At 64.9% G+C, this 24933-nt stretch carries 18 protein-coding genes, 1 tRNA gene and 1 riboswitch; of the genes, 10 read left to right on the plus strand and 9 right to left on the minus strand.

Annotated elements, in window-relative coordinates; translation table 11 throughout:
• Window positions 1-78 precede the first annotated feature (78 nt).
• The 7 genes from KA261_04355 to KA261_04385 all read right to left on the minus strand — a co-directional run bounded on the left by KA261_04355 (window position 79) and on the right by KA261_04385 (window position 8946).
• Window positions 79-1530, minus strand: a complete 1452-nt coding sequence (locus tag KA261_04355; GenBank protein MBP7697021.1) for an efflux transporter outer membrane subunit — start codon at window positions 1528-1530, stop codon at window positions 79-81.
• Window positions 1527-4715, minus strand: coding sequence for a multidrug efflux RND transporter permease subunit (locus KA261_04360; GenBank protein MBP7697022.1), 3189 nt, complete (start codon window positions 4713-4715; stop codon window positions 1527-1529). The genes KA261_04355 and KA261_04360 overlap by 4 nt, the downstream gene beginning before the upstream one ends.
• A gap of 3 nt (window positions 4716-4718) precedes the next feature.
• Window positions 4719-5891 carry an efflux RND transporter periplasmic adaptor subunit gene (locus tag KA261_04365; GenBank protein ID MBP7697023.1) on the minus strand — a complete coding sequence of 391 codons (1173 nt, stop codon included), beginning with the start codon at window positions 5889-5891 and terminating at the stop codon, window positions 4719-4721.
• Window positions 5891-6316, minus strand: coding sequence for a hypothetical protein (locus KA261_04370; protein MBP7697024.1), 426 nt, complete (start codon window positions 6314-6316; stop codon window positions 5891-5893). The genes KA261_04365 and KA261_04370 overlap by 1 nt, the downstream gene beginning before the upstream one ends.
• A 269-nt stretch (window positions 6317-6585) precedes the next feature.
• Window positions 6586-6659 (minus strand) — tRNA-Met (locus KA261_04375).
• 144 nt (window positions 6660-6803) lie between these two features.
• A complete protein-coding gene (locus KA261_04380; GenBank protein MBP7697025.1) occupies window positions 6804-7667 on the minus strand; it encodes a GNAT family N-acetyltransferase in 864 nt (287 codons plus the stop codon).
• A 1-nt stretch (window position 7668) separates the two neighbouring features.
• Window positions 7669-8946: a cation:proton antiporter gene (locus tag KA261_04385; protein ID MBP7697026.1), complete on the minus strand. Its 1278-nt coding sequence runs from the start codon at window positions 8944-8946 to the stop codon at window positions 7669-7671.
• 1019 nt (window positions 8947-9965) lie between these two features.
• On the opposite strand from KA261_04385, the gene KA261_04390 reads away from it, so the two are divergent.
• The 7 genes from KA261_04390 (at window position 9966) to KA261_04420 (ending at window position 18286) form a co-directional block, all read left to right on the plus strand.
• Window positions 9966-12107: a sigma 54-interacting transcriptional regulator gene (locus KA261_04390; GenBank protein ID MBP7697027.1), complete on the plus strand. Its 2142-nt coding sequence runs from the start codon at window positions 9966-9968 to the stop codon at window positions 12105-12107.
• 830 nt (window positions 12108-12937) lie between these two features.
• Entirely contained in the window at window positions 12938-14128 is a 1191-nt protein-coding gene (locus KA261_04395; protein ID MBP7697028.1) for a hypothetical protein, read from the plus strand.
• 54 nt (window positions 14129-14182) lie between these two features.
• Window positions 14183-14485, plus strand: a complete 303-nt coding sequence (locus KA261_04400) for a hypothetical protein (GenBank protein ID MBP7697029.1) — start codon at window positions 14183-14185, stop codon at window positions 14483-14485.
• A gap of 193 nt (window positions 14486-14678) precedes the next feature.
• Complete coding sequence (locus KA261_04405; protein ID MBP7697030.1) at window positions 14679-15827, plus strand: hypothetical protein; 1149 nt, start codon at window positions 14679-14681, stop codon at window positions 15825-15827.
• Between the two features lie 38 nt (window positions 15828-15865).
• Window positions 15866-16954, plus strand: coding sequence for a hypothetical protein (locus KA261_04410; GenBank protein MBP7697031.1), 1089 nt, complete (start codon window positions 15866-15868; stop codon window positions 16952-16954).
• A gap of 784 nt (window positions 16955-17738) precedes the next feature.
• A complete protein-coding gene (locus KA261_04415) occupies window positions 17739-17936 on the plus strand; it encodes a hypothetical protein (protein MBP7697032.1) in 198 nt (65 codons plus the stop codon).
• Between the two features lie 107 nt (window positions 17937-18043).
• Window positions 18044-18286, plus strand: coding sequence for a hypothetical protein (locus KA261_04420; GenBank protein ID MBP7697033.1), 243 nt, complete (start codon window positions 18044-18046; stop codon window positions 18284-18286).
• Between the two features lie 58 nt (window positions 18287-18344).
• Here KA261_04420 and KA261_04425 read toward each other — a convergent pair whose 3' ends face one another.
• Window positions 18345-19190, minus strand: coding sequence for an alpha/beta hydrolase (locus tag KA261_04425; GenBank protein MBP7697034.1), 846 nt, complete (start codon window positions 19188-19190; stop codon window positions 18345-18347).
• Between the two features lie 290 nt (window positions 19191-19480).
• Between KA261_04425 and KA261_04430 the strand changes: the two genes are divergently transcribed.
• Window positions 19481-20452, plus strand: coding sequence for a tetratricopeptide repeat protein (locus tag KA261_04430; GenBank protein ID MBP7697035.1), 972 nt, complete (start codon window positions 19481-19483; stop codon window positions 20450-20452).
• 206 nt (window positions 20453-20658) lie between these two features.
• Entirely contained in the window at window positions 20659-21204 is a 546-nt protein-coding gene (locus KA261_04435) for a hypothetical protein (GenBank protein MBP7697036.1), read from the plus strand.
• Between the two features lie 78 nt (window positions 21205-21282).
• Here the strand turns inward: KA261_04435 and arsM are convergent, their stop codons facing one another.
• The gene (arsM, locus tag KA261_04440; protein MBP7697037.1) at window positions 21283-22140 is read right to left on the minus strand and encodes an arsenite methyltransferase; all 858 of its coding nucleotides are present in this window, start codon (window positions 22138-22140) and stop codon (window positions 21283-21285) included.
• A gap of 120 nt (window positions 22141-22260) precedes the next feature.
• Window positions 22261-22358: riboswitch (TPP riboswitch) on the plus strand.
• Window positions 22359-22442: 84 nt separating this feature from the next.
• Between arsM and KA261_04445 the strand changes: the two genes are divergently transcribed.
• The gene (locus KA261_04445) at window positions 22443-24923 is read left to right on the plus strand and encodes a TonB-dependent receptor (GenBank protein ID MBP7697038.1); all 2481 of its coding nucleotides are present in this window, start codon (window positions 22443-22445) and stop codon (window positions 24921-24923) included.
• Window positions 24924-24933: the final 10 nt, after the last annotated feature.

Here is a 24933-nt window from a genome sequence, read left to right on the forward strand (position 1 = left end):
TGAAAAGTTGTGGTACCCGGCGTCCCAGAGAATCGTGACTTCCGGTCTTGGCTTCCGATGTATCGCAGAAGCTTTGGTTCACGGTTGCCCGCGGAGCTTGATGCCCTCCTCGATCCGAAATGATTCGGCGGCCGCGGCGTCCAGCCAGCTGCCGGCCAGCGCCTGGTGGAGAGCGATGACGCTCTTGTGGAGGTCCGCTGTGGTTTGGGTGTAGGCGAGCACGGTAGCGAAGAGCGCCCGTTCGGCATCGAGGACCTCGAGATAGCTGGTCACGCCCTCGTCAAAGCGCATGCGGGCGAGGCGCGCGTAGGTGGCGAGGGCGGCGACGCGTTTACCCTCCGCCTGGAGCTGCTCGTTCGTGCAGCGGCGCCGCACGAGAGCGTTTTCGGTGTCGCGGAAAGCGTTGTGCACGGCCTCGACGTAGGCATAGAGCGCCTGTTTCTGCCGGCCCTCGGCCGCCTTGACCTGCCCCTTGATCTCGCCGAATCGAAATATCGGCGCGAGAACATCGCCCCCGACCCGCCACGTGCGCGTGTCGGAATTGACCAAATCGGAGAGATCGTCGCTCGCGTAACCGAGCAGCCCCGACAGCGAAAGGGAGGGGAAGTAGAGCGCCCGGGCCACGCCGATCCGGGCGTTGGCGGCGCGCAGCTGCTCCTCGGCGAAGCGGATGTCGGGCCGGCGCTCGAGGAGTTCGGACGGCAACCCGACGGGCACGGCGGGCGGCGCGAGATCCTCGAGCGTCTTCCCGCGCGCCACCGGACCGGGGTTGCGGCCGACCAGGCAACTGATCATGTTTTCCAGGAAGGCGATGTTCTCCTCGATGAGCGGGATCTGCGACATGGCAAGCCAGTACTCCGCCTCGGCCTGGCTGAAGATGAGATCCGACAGATCCCCCTTTTCGCGCCGCACCTCGAACAGATCGAGCGCCTCCCGCCGGGTGAGGGCCGTCTGGCGCGCAATCTCAAGTTGCCAATCCATCGAGAGCAGGTCGACATAGGTGCTCGCGACGAGGGCGACCGTGGTCAGCACCACGCCGCGGCGCGCCTCTTCGGTCGCCAGCAAGTCGGCCCGCGCCGCCTCGGTGGCCCGGCGGAGCTTGCCCCACAAATCAATCTCCCAGTCGGCCGCGAGATTCACCTGAAAGCGGTTGCGGGTGGACTCGAGACCGCGGCCGGCCTCGTCCGACAAGAGCTGCCCGCGCGAGGCCGCGCCGGCGGCTCCGAGCTTGGGAAAGAAATCCGACCGGGCCACGCCGTACCGGCCCATGACTTCCTCCACCCGGGCGGCCGCGATCCGGACATCGGCGTTTTCCTGCAGGGCGGCGGCGATGAGATTGGTCAGAACGGTGTCGCCGAACAGGCCCCACCAGGCGGTCTCAGAGCGCACCGCGGCGGTGTCGGCCGCGAAAACGGAGTCGGGATTCTGCCACCGCCCGGGTGTCTCGATCTCCGGCCGGACATAATTGGGGCCGACCGCGCATCCGGCCACGAGGGCCGCCGAGAACCCGGCCATGAGGAATTTCATCATACGCCTGCTCCTTTCTCTGCGGCCCCGGCGCCGTCGTCGCAACGCCGGGCGGGCTCGGGGGACCTCTCGCGCACGAAGTATTTTTGCACCACGACGTACAGCATCGGGATCAGGAATATCCCCAGGCTGGTGGCGACGAGCAGGCCGGCGAAGACCGCCATCCCCATCACCTTGCGCGCCTCGGCGCCCGCCCCCGCGGCGAGCACGAGCGGTACGACGCCGAGAATGAAGGCGAAGGAGGTCATCAGAATGGGGCGCAGGCGGAGTTTGGCGGCCGCCAGGGCCGCCTCGACGGTCGGCAGACCCTTCTCCTTCTGCATCTTCGCAAACTCCACGATCAGAATGGAGTTCTTCGCCGCCAAACCGATCAGCGTCACAAAACCGATCTGCGCGAAGACGTTGTTGACGTACGTGGTATCGACCATCCGCGACACCCAGAGCCCGGTCATGGCGCCGAAGATGGCGAAGGGCGTGGCGAGGAGCACGCTCAGCGGCAGCGACCAGCTCTCGTACTGGGCGGCCAGGATCAGGAAGACGAAGACGAGGGCCATGACGAAGACAACTCCGCCCGTGCCGGCCGCCTTCTTCTCCTGGTAGGACATGTTCGCCCAGTCGTAACCCCAGCCGGCGGGGAGGACGTCCGCCGCCACCTCCTCGAGCGCGGCCAGTGCCTGGCTCGAACTGTAGCCGGCCGCCGGACCGCCCATCATCTCCGCCGATCGGTACAGATTGAAGCGGTTGGTGTACTGGGGACCCGAAACCGGTTTCATGGTCACCAGGGTGCTCAGCGGCACCATCTCGCCGTTCTTGTTGCGGACATAGAAAAGTCCGAGATCCCACGTCTCGTTGCGGTACTCGCCCTCGGCGGCCAGGTACACCTTATAGACCCGGCCGAACCGGTTGAAGTCGTTGATGTAGTTTGCCCCGAGGAGCGATCCCAGGGTGGTGTTGACGTCGGCGATGCTCACGCCCAGTTTGAGCGCCTTGTCGCGATCCACCTCGGCGTACATCTGCGGGACGCCGGCGCGGTAGAAGGTCGCCACGCGGCCGATTTCGGGGCGCTGGCGCGCCGCCGCCGCAAATTGTTCGGCCATGGCGGCCAGTTCCTGCGGCGACCCGCCGGTCATGTCCTGCAGCATGAAGGTGAACCCGGCGCCGGTGCCGAGGCCCTGGATGGCCGGCGGCCCGAACGCGAACACCGCCGCCCCGGGGATCTCGCGGGCAAAGCGCTGGTTGAGCGCCGCCACCAGACCAAACGAACTCTCCTCCCCGGTCGTTCTCTCCTCCCAGGGCTCAAGCGAAACGAAAAACGTGCCCACGTTGGAACCGGGCGCCTGGGAACTGATGCTGTAACCGGCCACCGCCGTGTAGTTGGCGACCCCCCGCGTCTCTCCGAGGATCGCCTCGATCTTCCGACAGACGGCGTCGGTGCGCTCCAGCGACGCGGCGTCGGGGAGCTGGACGGTGATGAGGAAGTAGCCGTTGTCCTCCTCGGGCACGAAACCGGTGGGAACGCCCTTCAGGAGGAGCGCCGTGGCCGCCAGCAGGATGCCGATGAAGACCACGCCGCGCATCACCTTGCGCACGAGGATGCCGGTGACGGAGAGGTAGCCGCCGGTGAACCGGCCGAAACCGCGGTTGAACCAGTCGTAGAAACGCTGCAGCGGCGACCGCCGCCCCTGGCCCTTGGGCCGCAGCAGCTTCGCCGCCAGAGCCGGACTCAGGGTCAGAGCGTTGAAAGCCGAGAAGAGCACCGAGATCGCGATCGTGATGGCGAACTGCTGGTACAGCTGGCCGGTGATCCCGCCGATGAGGGCCACCGGAATGAACACCGCGGTCAGGATGAGGGCGATAGCAACAACCGGTCCCGACACCTCCTCCATCGCCTTCAGCGTCGCCTCCTTCGGCGGCAAACCCTCCTCGATGTGGTGCATCACGGCCTCGACGACCACGATAGCGTCGTCGACCACGATGCCGATCGCGAGCACCAGCCCCAGCAGCGACAGCGTGTTGATGGAGAACCCGAGGAGGGGAAACACCATGAAGGTCGCCACCAGGGACACCGGCACGGCGATCAGCGGAATGAGCGTGGCCCGCCAGTTCTGCAGGAAGAGGAACACCACCAGGATCACGAGCAGCACCGCCTCAAACAGCGTGTGGACGATCTCGTTGATCCCCTCCTCCACTGCCCGCGTGGTGTTGAGCGTAATCTCGTGCACGAGGTCGGGCGGAAAGCGCTGCGCGAGCTCCTCCATCGTCTTGCTCACGCTCTCCTCGACCGCGAGGGCGTTGGAACCGGGGAGCTGGTACACGCCGATGACGGCGGCCGGCTTGCCGTTGTTGCGGCTCGTCTGGCCGTACATGAGAGTCCCCAGTTCGATCCGGGCGACGTCGCGCAGGCGCACCTGAGAACCGTCGGGATTGGTGCGGAGCACGATGCGGCCGAACTCCTCTTCGTTGAACAGCCGGCCCTGGGTGCGCACGGTGTAGGTGAACTCCGTCCCCGGCGGCGCCGGGGGAGCGCCGAGCTGGCCGGCCGGGCTGATGACGTTCTGTTCCTGAACGGCCCGCACGAGGTCCGACACGGTCAGCCCGAGCCGCGCCAGGGCATCGGGCCGGACCCAAATGCGCATCGCGTAGTCGCCGCCGCCGAAAAGCTTGACGTCGCCGACACCGTTGATGCGGCTCAGCCGGTCGTTGATGTTGATAGCCGCATAGTTGCTCAAGAAGATATTGTCGTAGGACTCCTCGGGCGAGGTCAGGGCCACCAGGAGCAGGGGGAACACGAGCGACTTCTTGGTCGTGACGCCATAGTTCTTCACGGCCGGGGGTAGCGACGCCTGGGCCTGCGACACCCGGTTCTGGGTGAGCATGTTGGCGACGTCCAGGTCGGCGCCGACCTCGAACGACACCTGCAGCGTCATCATGCCGTCGCTCGTGTTGATAGACTTCATGTAGATCATGTCCTCCACGCCGTTCACCTGCAGCTCGAGCGGCGTGGCCACCGACTGCTCGACATCGATAGCCGAGGCGCCCACGTAAGTGGTGGCGATGTTGATCATGGGCGGGACGATGTCGGGAAACTGCGAGATCGGGAGGCCGCGCATGACGATCAAGCCGACGAGGACCATGACAATGGCGATGACCATCGCGACGATCGGGCGGTTGACGAAGAATTTCGACATAGGTCAGCGCCCTCCGCCGCCCGCGAGGGAATCCGCCGGTATCTCGACCGGCCGGACCGGCATATCGGGACGGACGCGCTGCTGGCCCTCGACGATGACTTTCTCGCCCGCCGCCAGCCCGCGGTCGATCACGGTGAAGGGGCCGGCCGAGGGCCCGACCGCGACCCGGCGCACCGCCACCTTGTTGTCTGCGCCGACCGTGAACAACATTTGCTGCCCCTGGAGTTCGGTCACGGCCCGCGCCGGCACCACGACAGCGTCCTTGCGCATCCCGACCTCGGCGACCACCCGCGCAAACTGGCCGGGCCGCAGGAGGCGCTCCGGGTTGGGATAGAGCGCCTCAAGCTGCAGCGTCCCGGTGGCCGGATCGATCTCGCGCTGCCCGACGCTGACGCTCCCCACATGGGGGTAGCGGGTGCCGTCAGACAGGATCAGGCGCAGGGGGAAACGCTCGCGCGCCGGCGGACCGTCGGGCGTGGCCTGCAGCCGCCGAGCCAACTCCAGATACTCGTTTTCCGTAATGGAGAAGCGGACGCGGACCGAATCCACGCGGGAAACGGTGTTGAGGATGACGGGGCTGGGCGGACGGCCGACCAGGTCGCCGACCCGCGCGGCCGACAGGCCGATCAGGCCGTCGATAGGCGCCGTGATCGTGGCATACCCGAGCTCGATCTCGGCCAGGCGGAGAGCCGCCCGGGCCGCCTCAACCTCCCCTTGCCGTGCACCGTATTCGGCCAGAACCGCCTCCAGGTCCCGCTGGCTCACCGCTTTGGCCTCCGCAAGAGGACGGTAGCGGTTGGCGTCGGATTCCGCCCGCACGAACATCGTCTGCGCCTCGGCCACCTTGGCTTTCGCCTGAACCACCTTCTGCTCCAGTTCGGCCGGGTCGATCGTGTAGAGGAGGTCCCCCTTCCTGACCTCGCTGCCTTCGCGGAAGTGAATGCTCTCCAGCCACCCGTCGACGCGCGCCCGGATTTCGATGTCGACAGCTCCGAGGGTCTGGCCGAGCCACTCGCGGCTGACGGGCACATCTTTGGTCGCGGCCACTGCCACCCTGACCTCCGGCGGGCCGGCGGCAGGAACCCCTTCTTTCGTGCCGCAGCCACCGGCGCCGAGGGCCGCTGCGAAAGCGATCGCAGGGATCAACAAGAGATAGTGCTTCCTCGCGCGAGTCATCACGATGTCACCTCCTGGGCAAAGCGAATGGAGAGAAAAAACAGTGGTGGTAAGGCCAGCGAACGCAAGCCGGATGCGGTGAACGAAAGGCTGCGGCCGCCGGCGGCGCGATACCATGCGGCGCCGGCGCACGGGCGATCGGTCCCGAATGTTCCGGCGGGAAACAACTCAATTCCGCCGAATGGCGCGCCGCCCCCTGCCCGCCCGGGCCCGGGCGGAACGGGATCACCATCGGGAGACCAAAGCAGCGCGTCGTGACATATCGTCGGCAGGCTCAGCGCCCGAATGACTTCGACGAAGGCCCGATGTGTTCGGTCACGCATCTGCGTTTCCTCGGAGAGCCGACTCTCACGATAATGACCATTGCCTTTGATGATATTATAGTCAGCATGCCACCGGCCTGCAAGTATGTTGTGGACAAACATCACTATTTTCGTTGCATATCGGGCATAGATGTTCGGTGACAATCTGCAGTCCCAATGCGAGCTCATGTCGGCGCAGTGATCTGATCGAGGCGACATCCGCCCGCCGATTCGCGGCGAGTGTACGAGGCTGCATGCTATATCGCCGGACTGCGGGTCCTCCTGACCGCTCTAGCGGTAACCGAGAACGATCAGCGCGGAGTGATGCTGGAGGGGAAGCCGCGAGTGGAGCGGATTCTGGGGATTATCGGGGGAGCATCCAACTTGAGTAATGGCGGGGGGAGGATTTGAACCTCCGACCTTCGGGTTATGAGCCCGACGAGCTACCAGACTGCTCCACCCCGCGATCAACAGACCCCAAGATACCCCGCCAACCCCCGTTGTCAAGTCCGATTCTCGTGCGCTCGTCGATTTCTTGAGAAATGATGTCTCCTCCCGAACGCGCGCCGCCCCGCCCCGGTGCGCCCGTCCAAGTTGCGTGGCCCGCCGCCTATCCTTTCCCCGGACAGCCCAGGCAAAGGACACCTTCTCCCTCGGGCGCATACTCCTCGCCCGCATACATCCGCTCGGTGTGATAGTCAATCGCCTGCGCCCCGAGATCGTCCCACAGCCGCGCCCGAGATTCGGTCACGAGCGGGCAGCGCAGGATTAGCGGCCGGTCGCTCTCTGCGAAGGCGGCGTCGCACAACGCGGCCGCCGTTTCCGCCGCATCCCCCGTCCCCGGGTCGATCACCCAGGGTCCCGCCTGCCTATTGGCCGCCGCCTTGGTGGCCCACAAGTACCCCGCGACCTTCCCCTCTTTCTCCGCCAGCCACCCCCGGTGCAGGGGATTGCGCCGCACGAGGTCGAGCACCCGGCGGCGGTCCTGTCCGAACATCCGCCGGTCCAGATCGGCGATGCGGACGAGATCATCGGCCGCGAAGCGCCGCACGGCCACGCTCGGCGAGGGCGCCGCGCCGCGGCGAGTTTTTTCGAGGCGGTAGTGCTGGGTGCGAAACTGTCTTTGAAACCCGATCCGCCGGTAGAGCGGCGCCGCCTCCACCACCGCTTCGAGCACGATCGAGCGCATCCCGCGCGCGATGCAGTACCCCATTCCCTGGCGCATGAGGCGTTCCCCGAGTCCGGCGCCGCGGCGCGCCGCCGCCACATAGAGCCACCCCAGCCAGGCGGTCGTCTGGTAGCACAAAGCGGTCACCATCCCGACCGTCTCGCCCCCTTCGGCGAGCGCGAAACACCCTCCCGGTTCATAGGCGAGATAGTCCCGCAGGCGCGCCGTGAACCATTCCCGTTCGATTCCCGGTTCTTCCCGCAGCCGGAACTCCAGCCCTGCGATTGTCAGCGGCGCGATCTCCATTCTACGGCGTCGGCCGGCCGGCCGCACCGGACTTTTCCGCCGGCGCCTCGGTCCGGGTGGTCCCTCCCCGGTGCATCGACCAGATCAAGAGGGGCGGCGTCACCAGGGTCGTCACGATGACCATGATCACGACCGCAGCGTAAGTTTCGCTCGACACGACCGCGTGCCCGTCGAGCATGAGCGTGAGCCCGATCCCGGCGAAGATCAGTCCGACCTCGCCGCGCGGGATCATTCCCAGTCCGATCGCGAGCCGGTTGGTGCGGCGGTCGAAAATGGCCAGCGAGCAAGCCTGTTTACCGACAATCGCGGCCAGCGTGAGCATCGCGGCAAACCCTAGAATCTCGACCCGGCCGAAGGCCGTGAGATCCACCATCATGCCCATGCGCACGAAGAAGATCGGCACGAGGAAGGTCGCGATCGGCTCGATCAGCTCGCGGAGCGAGTGTTCCCCGCGCTCGGTGAAGCGGCGAAAATGCACTTCTTCAAGGATCAGCCCCGCCGCGAACGCCCCCACGATCGGTGCGAGGCCCGCCTTTCCCGCCGCGTACGACAGCGCGAACAGGACCAGGAGCGACACCGACAGCAGCATGCCGTGCCCGCGCAGGCGGAAAGCGACCCGGAAAACGCTCGGCAGGATGTAGTTTCCTATGACGATGGCCCCGGCGATGAACAGCACCGCCTTGCCGAGTATCCACAGAATCCCCAGCGAGGTAATCCCTTCGCCGCCGCCGTGGGCCACGGCCGCGATCACGCCCGTCACCACCGCGAGGATCACCAGCCCCATGACGTCGTCGATCACCGCCGCCCCGAGAATGATCTTCGCCTCCCGGGTGTGCACTTTGCCCACGTCTTTGAGCACCCGGGCCGTGATCCCCACCGAGGTCGCGGTCAGCGTCGCCCCTATGAAAATGTGGACATAGATCGACTCCTCCGGAATGAACCACGCCGCCACTCCCCAGCCGAGGAAAAACGGCGCGATCACCCCGAACGTCGCCACCAAAAACGACGCCACTCCCACCTGCATCATCTCTCGCACGGTCGACTCCAGCCCCACCTCGAACAGGAGCACCATCACCCCGATTTCGGCGAGCACCTGGAAAATCATGTTGAGGTTCGGGTCGTGCAGGTAGGGTTGAAAGGCGACGATCCCGATCAGGTGGGCGTTGCCGACCAGCATCCCGAGCACCAGCTCGCCGAGCACCGCCGGCGCCTTGATCCGCTCGAACAGGTCCCCGCCCAGCTTGGCCGCCAGAATGATGATGATCAGTTCCAAAAGCACCGAGAGGACTTCGCTCGCATGCCCGCTTCCGGATTGCTCCCCGTGCGCGACCGGTACCCCGGCGGCCGGCCCCGGCGCGGCCGGCTGCTCGGCGCCGGTTGCCGCCTGGGCCGCCGGGGGATTCTGGTCCCCTTGCGCCCCGGCGGCGCTGCCAAACGCCAGGCTGTACACGATATAGGCGCCGATAATCGCCAGGGTCGCGAAGAAACGTCGAGTCGTGAGCAGTCGCACGCACACCTCCGGAGTCGTTGGCGGCGCGCCGGGTGGTGATCCCGAGGCGCTGCGGGGCAGTCAATTCGGCTGAAACTAGCCAAAAGCCGGAGGGCGAACAAGCCTTTTTTGGCCCGGCCCGCCCGGCGCCGGAGCCCGCGCTGCGCTCGCGCCCGTAGCGGCCGTTCTGCGCTTACTCAGGGGCAAAACTATCTTTTGTGCTTGACAGCCGCTGTCATCTCATCGTTATTAGGGTTGGGTACAGGCTGGTCAGGATCACACACCGGTTTAGCCGGACACAAGAGTTCTCAGAAGTTTGGACATAACAGGCGTGCGGCTTGGTGTTGCCGCGTGATTCACGCGGCGGCCCGGGTTGCCGTCGCTATCGATAATGCACGGTTGATCGGCAGACCGGCAAGTAGGCGTCGGTCGCGGTTGGTCGAACCAAGGGAGAGAACGCATTCGTTTGACCGAATGCAAAAGCAAGGTGTTGCTCATGAAACGGTTGATTATCGGAGGAGTGATTGCGGCGATGAGCTTGGCGTTGGGCTCGAGCGCCGCGTGGGCAAGTGCGTGGGACCCGGAGCATCCGCCGGCGTGGATACCGGTGCAAATGGCATCCGAGCGCCCCAGCGGTGACGAAGGTAGCTGGGTTGACCCGCATAATCGCATCGCAAGTATATCGCCCGTCGGAGATCTGTTTCAGCGATTGCTGCTGAAAGTCACTGTGTGGTTCATTGTACCAAGTGCGCAACCGTCATCAGAGACAACCATTCCAGATATTGGGCAAAGTACCGGGGGAGTCTCCCATGTTTCAGGAAGCTGAAGCGCTCCTGAGCCAGAATCGGTTCACCGAGGTAATCGCGCTGCTCGATCGAGTTCCACCCCAATCTCTCTCGACCGAGGAACGCGGTTACTGCTGCATCTTGAAGAGCGAGGCCATGCTCTATCTCGGATTGGATCCGGGCGACCTCATCGATCAGGCGTCCGAGGTGTTCCGCATGCATGCCGAGGCCGAGAAGTTCGCACGCGCGAAACTGCTCAAGGGCTGGTATCTGACCACCATCGGACGCTATGCCGATTCCCGCGAGGCTCTTTTGGAGGCATATGCCAATTATCTCCGGTGTCGGCACAAGCGGGGAGCAGCCAGGGCCCTGAACCGCCTTGCTTTCGTGCACCGCCAGCTGGGCCACTACCGAGCTGCCGAGGAGAACCTGACTCGCAGTGCTGAAATCTATCGCGAACTCGCCGATGAAATCAGCATGACCGGAGTGCTGACCAACAGAGCCTACTTGTTGATGAGCGGCGGGAGTCTCCGTTGCGCTGAGACCGAGTACTCGAAGATGCGTGACACGGTCGTCCAAGCCGGAGAAAAGAACGTTGTAGCCCACGGCAACATGTCGGCGATGTGTTACGCCCTCTTGGGCGATCTCACCACCGCCCGAAGAACCATCGACGAGGGCAAACCCTACCTCGACACCTACATCCGCGAGAAAGCCATCTACCACGAGAACCTCGGCCTCATCGAAATTCTCTCCGGGAATTACGAGGCGGCCGAGCAGTCGCTGCAAACCGGTCTGGACATCTCGCTGCAAATCGCCCCGGAATCCGCGCTGGTCTCGCAGATCAAGCGCCTCTTCGCCGACCTCTATATTCAAACGCAGCACTGGACGAAAGCAGAGAAGTTTGCCCGGGAAGCGCTCGCTGTGGCCGAGCAGATCAACGAGCGCCTCGAAATCGCCGCCTGCTGGCGGGTTTTCGCCCAAGTCGAGAACCACCGGGGTAATCATGACCAGGCCCGCGCCTGGTTCGACCAAGCCATCGACCTCTTCAACCAGATCGGCTCCCGCTACGAGCTCGCGGTTACGCGCTGTCTCGCCGCCCTCTCGAACCTGTACGACCGGAACAAGCGGGTCGCGCTGCTCTACCTCGCGCGGGAGTATTTTGAGTCTGAAGGGGTGGCTCCCTGGCTGACCAGGGTGACGGAGGCTCTGGAGAACGAGGCGCCGCCGGCGCCGCGGGCCCGGCCGGCCGCAGCGGCGGCCGTCATTGTCGGGGCGGACAAGTCGCTCAGGCAGATTCTCGCGCTCGCCGAACACGCCGCGCCGACCGACTTCACCGTCTTCCTCACCGGCGAGACGGGCACGGGCAAGGACCTCCTCGCCCGGCACATCCACGCCTGTTCCGGCCGGAAGGGGGAGTTTGTCGCGGTCAACGCCGCCGCGATTCCCACCGACATGATCGAGGCCGAGTTGTTCGGCCACGTGATGGGGGCGTTCACCGGCGCAGCCGCCGACCGGCGGGGTCTCTTCGAGCAGGCCGCCCACGGCACATTCTACCTCGATGAGATCGCCGATGCGTCCCCGCTTTTCCAGGCCAAACTGCTGCAGGTGCTGGAATCGAGGCAGATTCGGCCGCTCGGCCAGAACGGACTCCGTCCGCTCACCTGCCGGTTTGTCGCGGCCACCAACCACGATCTGCACGACCTGCTCAAGAGCAATGCGTTCCGGCCCGATCTGTTTCACCGCCTCAACCACGTGCCGATCCACCTTCCGCCGCTGCGCGAACGGCTCAGTGACATTCCGCTGCTGGTGGAGCATTTCCTCAAGGAGGACGGCATTGTGGCGCGGTCTCGGAACGAAACGCTTGCGCTTGAGCGCCTCTGCCGCCTGCTGGCCGCCCGGTCGTGGCCCGGCAACGTCCGCCAGCTCCGCTCGGTCGTGCTGCGACTGGCGATGATCGGGGGGCGCGATCTGCCCCGCATGGTCGAGGCGGCGCGCGCCGACATCGACCAGCCCTGCGAGGCGCAGGATGAACTCCTGTACATGCTGCAAACCACCGGCTGGAATCGGCGGGAGACCGCCCGCCGGTTGGGGGTGAGCGAAGCGACTGTCCGCCGCCGCATCGCCGAATTCGACCTCGCGGTGCAGATTCCTCAGCCGCCGGCCTGATCCTGTAGATTCGGCTGTCCCCGGCCTGCGTCATGAGCGCGGTTCCTGACGCACTCGTGACGCAGGCCTCGCTTTATTAATGCCTTTAGTTTCAACAGCTTTGCGCGGCCTGCGTCACGCTGCGTCACGCCGTGCGTCACAACGACGTCCCGGCCCCGGCGCGGCTGCTCGCGCACGCCCTCCGCATTCCTCGCCAACTGCTTCCCCGTCAATGCGATGCTCAGAAAGCTTTCAGGCGTCTCTCTGTTCGGCACGCGGGTTGATTATAGATCGCATGCAGACGGTTGGGTTGCGGCGGCGGTGACACGAGGCATCTGCCTATCGCCGACCGCAAGCTAGGGAAGTCGCAGGCATGGTCCTCACACGGGTCGGGCCGGCTGTTCCCGCCGAGCCTACTCAACGCACCGGGAACACCGGCCTTCCCCGGGGGACCGGACACGTGGTGACCGATCAGCTCCGGCGACATGTCAGAGCGGATCGCGATGCACTTGAAGCGGCATGCGACAGGGCAGTAGCACGAAGAGCGGCTTGACGGACCGCCGGCTGGGCGACGGAATGAGCAGCACAATGTCATGGAGAATAGCGGGGATGGCAGTGCCCCGAGGGCGATCTGAGAGTGTTCGCCCATGCCTCTTGTTCCTCTTGTGTCCAATGCACTTCCTCCTGGACGGCGGCGGGGAGTTGACGGTTACTCCCCGCTGCCGCCAATGCCGCGGAGAGCGCGTGCCGCCCCGGACGCCGGTCTGACCGGGGACACTGGACGGGAAGAAGCCAATGGACGTCCTGTAGATATAGCAGTATCTTACGACCACACAGCACAGGAGGGTACTATGAGGTATCGAAGCAGACTCGCTCTCTTCGGGCTTGGGTGCATGGCGCTGTTATGGGCGACGCTTGCCTTGGCGACGCCACCGGGGGTTTTTTTGCCCTTTGCACTCGATCTCCGCATTGTCTCCTATGACCAGTCGACCGGCCGCGTCGTCCTGGATGTTGGCATTGCTACCCACGTCCCGTGCCCCGACGGCCTTTCCGCACGGGTCGACAGTTTGGATGGTCTTGCGTACTTTGGTCCTGATAGCTGGCAGTTGGCCATGGAGCCTGGCGGGGAGACCCTTTTCACGCGCGTGGAGTTCACGATTCCGACCCACGACACGAGCGGATTTGAACTCATTACTAGTTGTGGTGAGCACGTTTACGACTGGAGCCGCTACTTTGTGACGGCCGGTGATAGCATCGCCATTGTTTGTGGGGATCCCCGCACCTGGCCCGACCCCGACCCCGCCCCCGATTCCGTCGTTCGCCGACTGGTGTGGGAAGAGATCGAGCGCCAGTTAGCCGAGCAACGCCGCACCTCCCCGCCGCCTCCCCCGGAAGGATACAGCAGCACTTATATTATCATTTATCCCGGTGACAGCGCGTTGGCCGACAGCCTGACCGATGACGGCAAGCGCCGGCTGGCCATTATGCGGAGTCGCGAGCGGGAACCCCTTGTTGACAGCGATATGGACACCTGGGAAATCGAGGGCCGCGTCTTCCAACGGGCCAAAGGCGAGCGACAGTTCCATCGCATTAAGGGACACACCACCGAGGAGTGGTGCGAGTTAGCGGTACGTATGTGGGACTCATTGGACGCCGCCGACGCCGACAAGCCCTTGGAGATTTTCGTCGATCTGCGGAAACCGGAGCAAGAGGCCTTCATGCGCTCGTTTGTCGACTCCCTCATTCCTACTGACAGCGCCGGTATCTATCGGACCGTAATCCTGTACCGCCAGCAGAAGGATTTGGAGGCCCATGGAATCCGCTACCGCAACGCCAGCGCCGGCATGTGGCGACAGCGCAGTCGCCAACCGGTAGGGAATCCCTCGCCGGAGAGCCGGGAACAGGAGGCGCCCGGTAAGTCCGCTGACAGCGGGCGCTCGTCCATGTTCTACGAGGATTTCGAGTGGGGGTCTTTTTCGAACACGTGGATCGCGATGGACACCTTGCCTCAAAACGGCCTGGACTACTGGGGAAGCATCTAGGACGATTACACGCCGTTCGGCTCTAAAGACGCCTGGTGCGCCGCGCAGGGCGACATGCCCGAAGGTATTCACTACGACAACTGGATGGACGCCTTCATGGAAGTGAAGTATCCCGTGAGTACTGAAGACCATACTAATACGCAGTTGTGGTTTTGGGTGGATTATGACACCGAGGCAGGTAGGGATTTCCTTCAGGTCCAGTCTCAGTTCGGCGATCTGGTCTGGTATGCGATCTCGCCTCCCTACAGCGGTTCCCCGGCGACGGAGCGTCTGCTCCCGCCGCCCCCGAACCGCCCCGGCTCCGGGGGAGCGACAAGGCACCGCGAATTGCCCGATGCGACACCCCTTGTCCGATAGTCCGAGAGCGAAATCTTCACCGGGATGACAACCGGGAACAGAAGGGGTGAGGGAAAGAGCGGGAAGAGACGAAGCGGCAGCGCCTGGAGAAACGAGCTGACGTGCGGGAAGGTCAATGCGCACTTAAACGGGAAGACCGCCATAGGCGTCCCTGTATCAGGGTAGTATCTTACATGTAACACAGGAGGGTACCATGAAGTATCGAAGTGGATTTCTGATTCTCTTCGGGCTTGGGTGCATGGGCCTCGTGGCCAGCCCGGCCGAGGCGTGGAAGGAGAACTACGTCGGCTACTTTGACTGCTCGACGAAGGTAGTCAATGCAAACCCGGCGACCGGCCAGGTGACGGTAGCCGTGACCCTTACGCCCCTGTCCGGCTATGACCGCCGATGCGAAGCGGTTTCCTTTGAGATCACCGACATCGAGGACGTTGAGATTCTCAGTCCCCTGCGATGGGACCTCCCTTTGATCGATTCGATCACGCCGCTGGTGGCGATGATCGATCTCCGCGTGCCAACACACGACACCGCTGGTTTTGCGCTGGTGACGACGTGCGGGACATGGAACTACAAGTGGCCCCAGTTCTTCGGTCCGGCGGGAGACAGCATCCGCTGGTTTTGGTCTGATCCCCGCACCTGGCCACCGCTGGGCGCGCCCGCCCCCGATTCGGTCCGGGCCCGGCTCGCCCAGGAGCGGTCGGAGCGGTACCTCGAGTGGCTCCGCCAGCAGCCCCCGCCGCCTCCCCCGCAAGGATACAGCAGCACTTATATTATCATTTATCCCGGTGACAGCGCGTTGGCCGACAGCCTCACCGAGCAAGGCAAAAGCCAACTCGCCGGTATGCGCAAGAGAGAGCAGAGCCCCTTAGTCGACGCCGACTGCGAGCCGTGGTCAGTCGACGACCGGCACTTCATCCGCCACCGCGGCGAATCCCGCTTCCGTCCCGTGGAGACGTTCACCCTCGACCAGGCGCGGGAACGCGCCCAGCGCAAGCGGGACTCTCTGGAAGTGGCTCAAGCGCACATCACCTACGAGGTGCTCGTCGACCTGCGCAACCCGGCGGACTCGCTCTGGGTGGCCGCCCACGTTGATTCCCTCATCCCGACCGACTCCACCGGCTTCTACCGGATCAAGATCAATAAACGGACGTGGCGTCAGATGGGAGAGGCGGGCGTCCCCTGGTGGGAGACTTCGACGCGGAAACCGCCGGTACCCCGCTCTCACCCTGAGCCCCCAAAACCGCCCCGCTCCGAGCGGGACGCTACCCTTCCGCTCCACCTCGCGGACGGTCGCTCGCTTCTGTTCTTTGAAGGGTTTGAGGGGGCATGGCCCGGCGCGTGCTAACATAGAGCTACAATCACACGAATCAAAGGAGGAGCGCGATGCGGCGATGGACGCGAGCATGCGGGATCATGTCGGCCGGGAGCATCCTGGCCGGATTGATGCTCATTGTCGGGCTGCTGGGGCCGGCCTGCGACGACGACCCTACCGGCCCCGACCACCCGGATTTGCCGGACGGCAAGGACTATGTCTTCTACTACCGGGATCAGGCGACCGGGACCCTGTACGGGTACCATCTGGTCAGCGAGCGTGTGGATACGTTCACCGTTCCCTACGTGGCCCGGTTTGGGATGTTTGTGTCGGCCGACGGGCAAAGGCTCTACGTTGCCGGACCGCAGGCCACCGGGGTGGTGGCGCTCGCCACCAGGACGCTGGTGGCGGAACTGCCGTATGCGCAGTACCCGGTAGGCAACGGCATCATCTTTTCGCCGGACGGGCGGTTCATGGCTTTCCTGGGCAGTACGCTCACCATCCTCACCTACCCGGATCACGAGCCGGTATTTCGTGATACGATGGGCGCGGGGACCGGGTGTTTCACGCCGGGCGGGGAGCGGCTGTACTATGTTCCGCCGGGGGCGGACCAGGTGCGGGTTGTTGAGACAACCGGCGGGGAGGCTCGGGTGCATCCCCGGGTGTTCAATCCCCGCCTCAGCAAGATTCGAGTGCTCTCCGACGAGTCCCGCTGGGTGCTCTACCAGAGTATCTCCTGCGACATCGGCGGCGTGGTATCGGTCTATGACCCGATCCGGGACACGATGGAATTTCAGGAGTGGTTCTACCTGTCGTGCGGGATGCTCGCAGTGTCGGCCGATGATCGCTGGGCGTTCTATGATAACCCGGGGCCTTTGCTGAACCCTGTGCCGGGCACTCCACTTGAGTTCCGGGTTCTTAACTTGGTGACCAAACGGCTCGATCGGTTGGTCAGCACGGTGGGGATAGCGGACGGGCTCAACCCGCAGGATATGGCCGTGGGGTGGCTCTACGTGTCGCCCGACAGCCGCTGGTTGGTGGCGGCGGGCACCTGGGGGGATCAGTTTCTGGTTTTCGATGTGAGGCACTTAAAGGTAGATCGGTACATCAAGCTGGACGGTTTCTGGTCCGACATGTTTGCCGGCCAGGAAGGACTCTAGACGTTCCGAGCACAGGAGGTTCTGCAATGTACAGGTGGAGGGATTTACTCGCGTGAGGCGCAGTCGTGGCCACGCTGTGCTCGACGACGGTCGGGGAGACCCACTACTACGCGGGAGGTGGTCCAGTCGAAATGGCTACCGACAGCGGGTGCGTCCAGGTAATGCCGGATTCGATGATTCCCGTAGACTCGTTGATCAGGCTGATCACGCAGCTTGACGGCGTGGTCGGCCTGCCTGACGAGATTCCGTTCTCCGGCGGGTACCTTGTGTGCATCCTGACGACCGCTACTTTCGATTCCACTGTCTTGGGGTTGGAAGCGCTCATCTATTCTGCATCCCCCGAACCGCCCCGGGCCCGGGGGGAACGAGAGAAAGGAGGCGATGAGTGCATCGGGGTGAGGCCAGAGGCATCTGCTAACCGCCGACCGCAAGATAGAGAAGTCGCAGGCATGGTCCTCACACGGGTCGGGCCGGCTGTTCCCGCTGAGCCTACTCAACGCACCGGGAACACCGGCCTTCCCCGGGGGACCGGACACGTGGTGACCGATCAGCGTGTTGGGGGTCGCGTTCGGAGCTGTCCAGCGGCTCTGTCGGCGGCGCCGCGCAAAAAACGGGTAGCGGCGTTTAGTCGGTACTGGCCGGCTGCGCAGTCTCATCAGGCGGGAGCCGCAAGGCTCCCGCCGCCGACGCCCGCGCAAGAAAGGGAGGATGACATCGACGTGATGTACAAACTCGCCGGTTACCATACTGCAGATAGGCAAATATCGGGAAAGGAGGTCCTCCAGTGAAAGAGACAGCCAAGTACTTTCTTTGGGGTGTAGCTCTCAGCGCTCTGCTGTTTCTTATCGACCGCCTGACCGGCATCGACGATCTACCGTACGGCTGGTCGCTCATAGCAGGAATCGGCGTCGCCATTCTCGTGGGAGCCGTGTTCGCAGTCGTCTACCGGCTGATCCGGCGGCGCCGCGCAAAAAACGGGTAGCGAGTCTCGTGGATGCTCGCCCCGTACGCATTCTCATCGGGCGCGAGCGACCGGGGCGGTGGATTAGGCGGCATCGCACAGACGTCTAATAGGAGCGTTCGGAAATCATGATTTCATTAGTCGCACTGGGCCTGATGGTGATCGGCATCGTGCTTTTGGTCCTCGCCTATCGGCGGCAGCGCCCGGACGCACCGCGCCTCGGCTCGGTGGACGCGCATCAGCCGCGCACCTGGCGACCAGTCTGGCGGCAGCGTCACCTGTTTGCCGAAAAGAGAGGCTTTGTGTGCTATCTCATCGGAGCAACTCTCATTGTGAGCGGCGGAATGCTGGGCGCCGTATTCGTTTTCTGAGTCGTCCGGCGGGGCTCTTCGGGTCCCGCCGGCGACCCAACCCCTTCGCCCGCTCTCCTCACGCCACCTGCGGGCGCTGCGACCGGCGCCTCTCGACCCGGTCGATGAACTCCTCGATCCGCGCGTTGACTTCCCCGGCGTGCGTCACCGGCCCCATGTGGCCCAGTTCGGCGATGCGGACCAGTTCCGTCTCCGGCATCGCCGCCAGAAGGAGCTGGATCACGCGCCGCGCGGTGGCCGGGGATCGGAGGCCGCACAGGAGAAGCGTCGGGCGGGGGAACTCGCGGAACGGCACGAGGTCGCCGGGCATGCCGCACACGGCCTGGAAATCGGCCGTCACCTTGCCCATTTTGGCGGCCAGTCCGGCCCGCCGCCATTCGGGGATACTTGTCCAGGCGCCCGCTCCCGACCAGTAGTCGACGAAATGCTGCGCGGCCGCCTCCCGCCGCCCGGCCGCGGTGCGGGTTCGGACGAACCGTTCGACCGCGCGGATCTCCTCCCACGCGGCCCGCGAATTCGGATCATCGCGCAGAAGACCGAACATCACCGGCTCGTACAGCGTCAGGCTCGCCACCCTGTCGGGGTAGGCGACCGCCACCCGGGCCGCGACGGCGCCGCCGTAGGAGTGCCCCACCAGGTGCACCGGTTCATCGGCGGCCGCGATTTCATCGGCGATGAGCGAAATCTCATCGTCGAGCGTCAGCGGCCGCTCACCATGCCACTCGGGCGACTGGCCGTAGCCGTACAGGTCGGCGGCCACGACCCGATACCGGGCGGCCATCCGCTCGGCGAGCGGCTGCCACTGCTTGGAGGAACTCGTGCTGGCGTGCAGGCAGAGGATGGTTGCGCCCTCGCCGTGGACCAGGCGATGGGCTTTCCGTATCGAAGTAGTTTCTGTGCTCATACTCCCTTTCTGGATTTCCCGTCATCTATCTTGGCGGCGCGGTTTGTCCCGGTCCGGCCGGAGCGGCCGCCGCAGGGGCCGGTGACGATCTCAGATAAAATCTATCCACAATACGGCCCGGTACGAAGAAAAACAAGACTTGTTTCGTCCGGTTCCGGTTATTTTTCTGCTGCGGACTCCCGCCCCGGCCGCCGGCGGCCGTAACTCTTTGCCCGAGGCCCCGCTTCGTCCCCCCAGGGGATCTTCGGCGCTTGACGGACACGCGGTGCGGTTGTATTGTATAAGCCCATATGAAATATCTTTCGAGAATGATCCTCCTGCTGCCGGCCGCGTTCGTGTGCCTGGCGGGCCGCCCGGCGGCGCAAGACTCGCTGAAGATTTATCTGGAGCTGGGCGGCAAGGCGATTCAGAACAGCAAGTATGACCGCGCGATCGAGGTCTACACGCGCGTCCTCCAGCTCGACTCGGCCAACTATGAGGCGATCTCGAATCTGGGGGTGGCCTACGCCAGTCTGGGCAACTATGCGCGGGCCCGGGGGTGTCTGGAGCAGGCGCTCCGGCGCAACCCGGGCGATGCGCAGGCCGCCAACAATCTCGGCACCGTGTTCAGCAACGAGAACGACCGGACGGCCGCGATCGAGTATTTCGAGAAGGCGGTCGGGCTGGCTCCGAAAAACGCGCTGTTCCTGACCAACTTGGGACGGGAATATGCACGCGATGGCCAGGTCGGCAAAGCACTTCCGGTTCTTCGGGAGGCTCTCGTCCTGGCACCCGACAACCCGCTGATTCCCTACTCGCTGGGGTCGGCTTTCGCCTCCGCGGGTTCCCTCGACAGCGCCGAGGTCTATTTTGAGCGCAGCCTTGCCAAAGGCGGCACGGGCGTCGAATTGCACTACTTCCTCGGCACGGTCAAGGACCGCCTGGGCAAGAAGGATGAGGCGGTCAATCACTACAAGAGCGCGCTGGAAATGGAGCCTGACCATCTCAATTGTCTCCAGTCGCTCGGTCTGATCTATCTCAGCCAGGATCGGTTTCCGGAGGCGATCGAGCAGTTTCGCCGGGTGATTGCGGTCGACTCGACTCAATGGGCCGGCTGGATCGGCCTCGGCGCCAGCTATTCGCTGTACCGCATGATCCCCCAGGCCGACAGCATTCTCGGGCGGCTGTTCCAGGCCGACTCCGCGATCGGGTTTCAGATGCTCGATTTCATCGGCCAGCAGCATCGCCTCCGGCGCGACAGCACCGGCAGCAAGACGCGCTAGCCGCGGCGCCGGGGCGGCCGGGTCGCGCCGGTTCCGCTCCGCCGACAGCACTATCCAAACGCCTTGCTCTCCCCCCATACTGTGTGCCCCCGCGCCCACATCCGGGCGGGCCCGGCCGGGCTGCCCCCTTGTCCTTTGACCCGTGGCGCCCCGGCACACCGTTTGAATCCCGCTTGGACATGGATTTTGTTTCGAAAGGAGACCGTATGCACGCACGCGTTCGGGCGTTGTGTCTCGCCGGCCTGGTGCTCCTGTGTTCGCCGGCCGCTGCCCAGGATTGGTTCAACGGAGGGCCGGACACCCTGGCCGGGGCGGATCCGGCGCCGCGTCCGGAGACGATCTCCGACTTTATGCACGCGGCCGACCTGTGGCACGACGCCACGCTCAAGGGGGATCCGCGGATGATCCGCAAACGCGAGCTGCAGCTCGTGCGGTTTCTCAATGAGGACATCGCCGCTTCCCGGCGGCGCTACGAGAGCTGCGCGGCGCGGGTGGAGGCGGCCGGCGGCCCGGATTCCGGCCGGGTCGGCGTCTTCCCGCCATCGGCCCAGCGCGCCCTCGATGATCTCGCGCGCGCCGAGCAATGGCTGCGGGTGAAAAAGCGGCTCCTCCGCGGCTTTGAGCAGGGCGGGACGTTCGCGGCGCAATACCGCCAGATTATGGATTATCGGGACATTCTCCGCATGGAGTATGATCAGTGGCGCGTGCTGGTGGCCGACGGCGCCTCAGCGGACAGCGCCGAGACCAAATAGCTCCGTCGATTGACAACCAGGGCAGCCCTTTCGAGCGCCGCCGCGGTTTCGGCCGCGGCGGTGTTTTTCTGCCGGCGGTCAGCCCCGCTCCGGTTTGCGGGCGGAGATTCTCGCCGACGCGACTTTCCCGGCAAACCGCGCGATCACGCCCCGGTCGATCGCCCGGTCCGAGGCCCCGCAGCCGCAGGCGTCGTTGGCCAGCGTGCCCAACGACGCCTCGTCGTACGTCATCTTGTCAATCACGCGGACATCCTCGAACCCGGCCGCGCGGATCAACTGCAAGTATTCGTCCTCTTCGGGCGCCCCGGCCAGGCACCCCACCCAGGCCGAGAGGTCGTCCCGGTACTCCTCGGGCAAACTGTTGGTGACGATATCGGCGATCAGCACACGTCCGCCCGGCCTGAGCACGCGGAAGGCCTCGGCGAACACTTTCTCTTTGTCCGGCGAGAGGTTGATCACGCAGTTGGAGATGATCCAGTCGACGGAGGCGTCCGGAAGGGGCATGTGCTCCATTTCGCCGGGCACGACTTCGGCATTGGCGATCCCGGCGGCGGCGAGATTCCGCCGGCAGGTCGCGATCATTTCGGGCGTCATATCCAGGCCGATCACGCGCCCGGCGGGCCCGACTCTTTTCGCCGCCAGGATGAGATCGAGTCCCGCGCCGCTGCCCAGGTCGAGCACGGTCTGCCCCGGCTTGATCTCGGCAAAATTGACCGGGTTGCCGCACCCGAACGAGGTCACCCCGTCGGGCAGCCCTTCGGTCTCGCCCGCACGGTAGCCGGCCAGTTCCTCGTACCGCCGGGCCGCCGCCGGGTCAAGCGCTTGCGGCTGCGGGCCGCAGCAACCGCCGGTCCCTTTCGTGATTGCCGTCCCATAGTGTTCGCGGACCGCTTTGCGGATTTCCTCGGGAGATCGTTTGTCTGTCACGGCCGGCACCTTTCGTAGAGGCCTTCGCTCGTCTTTGCCTATTATAACCCGCGGGAGTTTCCCCGGTCCAGGCGAAAAATCGCTTGCGCCGGGTCCGTTTCCGCAATATATGGAGAGCGACTGAAAAGACCGTTCCGTTGGGGGTGGCGTAAGAACGACCGCCTGAGATCATACCCCCTCGACCTGATCCGGGTAATACCGGCGTAGGGAAACGGAGATGTTCGCATCGCATCCCCTGGCCTTTTCCGGGCTACCTATGACGCTCAGGACGGAACCTTGCTGAATCGTCACATCGACGCGAGGTTGTTGTCATGAGATGTGCTGTCCTCATCACGATCATGCTGGCGCCGTTTGCCGCGGCGGTGGAGGCCGCGCCGCTGTCCGGCATGGTGCAGAATCCCGACGGCGAGCCGCTGGCCGCCGTCTCCCTGACCACCAACGTCGCCGGCCTGGGAACGAGCACCGACGCCGCCGGCGCTTTCACGCTCGAGTGTCCGGGCGACGTCCGCTGGGTGACCTTCTCCTCGGTCGGCTATCAGCCCCGGCAGTACCCGGTCGACGCGGTGCCGGCGCGGGTGGTGCTGGCGTACGAGTACTCGCCGGGGGGGGATGTCGTCGTGCGCGGCGACCGCGCCCAGCCGGGTCTGTCTCCGATCGCATTCACCGACTACTCGCGGAAAGACATCGCCCGCGACTACAGCATCGGCGAGTTCCCGCTGCTCCTGCAGGCGACCCCGAACCTCTACACGTACACCGACGGCGGGGGCGCCCTGGGCTACAGCTCGGTGCGTATCCGGGGCTTCGACGACAAGCGGATCGCCGCCTCTCTCAACGGCGTCCCGCTGAACGACCCGGAGGACCAGGCCGCCTATTTCGTCGACCTGCCCGACTTCGCCGCCAACATCACGGACATCCAGGTCCAGCGCGGGGTCGGCAACGCGCTCTACGGCGCGGCGTCGTTCGGCGGTTCACTCAACATCGTCACCGGCGCCCTCAGCCGCGACCGCCGCGTCACCGTGACCTCCGGCTACGGCGAGTACACCTCGGGTGGCGACCGGGTCAGCGACCTTGCCAAGTCGAGCATCGAGTACGTGTCGGGGCTGATCGACGGCCGCTGGCTGTTTACCGGGCGCTTCTCCGACCAGCGCTCCGGCGGCTACCGCCGCCACAGCTGGTACGACGGCTGGTCCTACTACCTGTCGCTGGCCCGGCTCGACCCGCGCATGACGACCGAGCTGTACCTCTACGGGGGACCGATCCGCATGCACCTGGCCTACTACGGGGTCGATCGGGCGACGCTTGCTGTCGACCGCCGCGCCAACCCGCTGACCTACCGCAACGAGACCGACAACTTCAACCAGCCCCACTTCCACCTCCACAACACCTACCAGCTCAGCGAGCGCGCCACACTCGCCACCACCCTGTACTACATCCAGGGGGAAGGCTACTACGAGCAACTCAAACAACTGGAGGATCCGGACGACTTCGCCGTGTACGGTCTTGATCCGGGGGAGCTTGCGGTGGATCAGCCGAGACTCGTGCGGCAGAAGTGGGTGGACAAACGCCAGTGGGGGTGGAACCCGCGGCTTGATCTCGCCCATGCCCGCGGCCGCCACAGCATCGGCGGTTCCGCCTACTACTTCACCTCCGATCACTGGGGACAGGTGGTCTGGGTGGAAGGTCTCGAAGACCGGTCCTACGGCCCGCGCCAGCGGTACTACAGGTATGAGGGGAGGAAAGTCGAGGCCAACCTGTTCGCCCAGGAATACTGCCGCCTCACCGACCGCTTGGCCGGCGAAGCCACGGCCATGCTCCGGTACCAGCGGTACGACTTCGATCAGACCCGCATGTACTCGTTCCGGGGTTTTCGCTACGACGTCGACTGGCTGTTCTTCTCCCCCCGCCTCGGTTTCACCTACACGCTCGCCCCGGAAATCGCGCTCCATACGGCTTTCGCCGTGTCTTCGCGCACTCCGACCGACGAGGATATCTACGAGGCCGATGATCCCTTCGCCCTCCCCTCGCTGGACATCCGTTCCGTGAGCGCCGACTCCGCGCGCTGGGAGTTCGGCGATCCGACGGCCAAGGCCGAGCGGGTGTACGACTTCGAGCTGGGCGGCGGGTACCGTTCCGACCGGTACGCGGTCGAGCTCGCCCTGTACTGGATGGAGTTCCGCGACGAGATCATCCCGGAGGGAGCGGTTGACGCCTCCGGCCGGCGCCGGACCATCAACGCCGACCGCTCGGTCCACGCCGGCCTCGAGCTCAGCGGCACGGCCCGGCCTACGGAGGCCCTGGCCCTGTCGGGCAATTTCGCCTGGGCCTACAACCGGATCCGCGACTACACGGCATCGCTCGACCTCTACGACACCGACTGGAACTACGCCGGGCAATACCGGTTCGATCTCGCCGACAAAACCGTGCCCGGTTTCCCGGCGTACCTCGGCAACGTCCTTCTGGATTACCGCTATCGCGGTCTCCGGGCGGTCTGGCGGCACCAGTTTGTCGGCGCCCAGGAGCTCGACCTCGCCAACACCGACAGTCTGCGAATCGAGCCGTTCCAGCTCGCCTCGGTGAGTCTCTCCTACCGGTTCTCCGATTTTTGGCATCTGGGCGCTCTCACTCTCACGGCCCGGGTCAACAACGTGTTCGATCGGCGCTATGAGGCGGGCGGCTACGGGTGGAACTACGCGGTTGCAGGGGATGGCGGGACGGACGTGCTCGGCGGCGCGGAGTATTTCGCCGCGCCCGAACGATGGTACTATGGAGAAGTGAAGCTGGAGATCTTCTGACCGGCCGGCG

Source organism: Candidatus Zixiibacteriota bacterium, assembly GCA_017999435.1.
Classification (GTDB): domain Bacteria; phylum Zixibacteria; class MSB-5A5; order GN15; family FEB-12; genus JAGNLV01.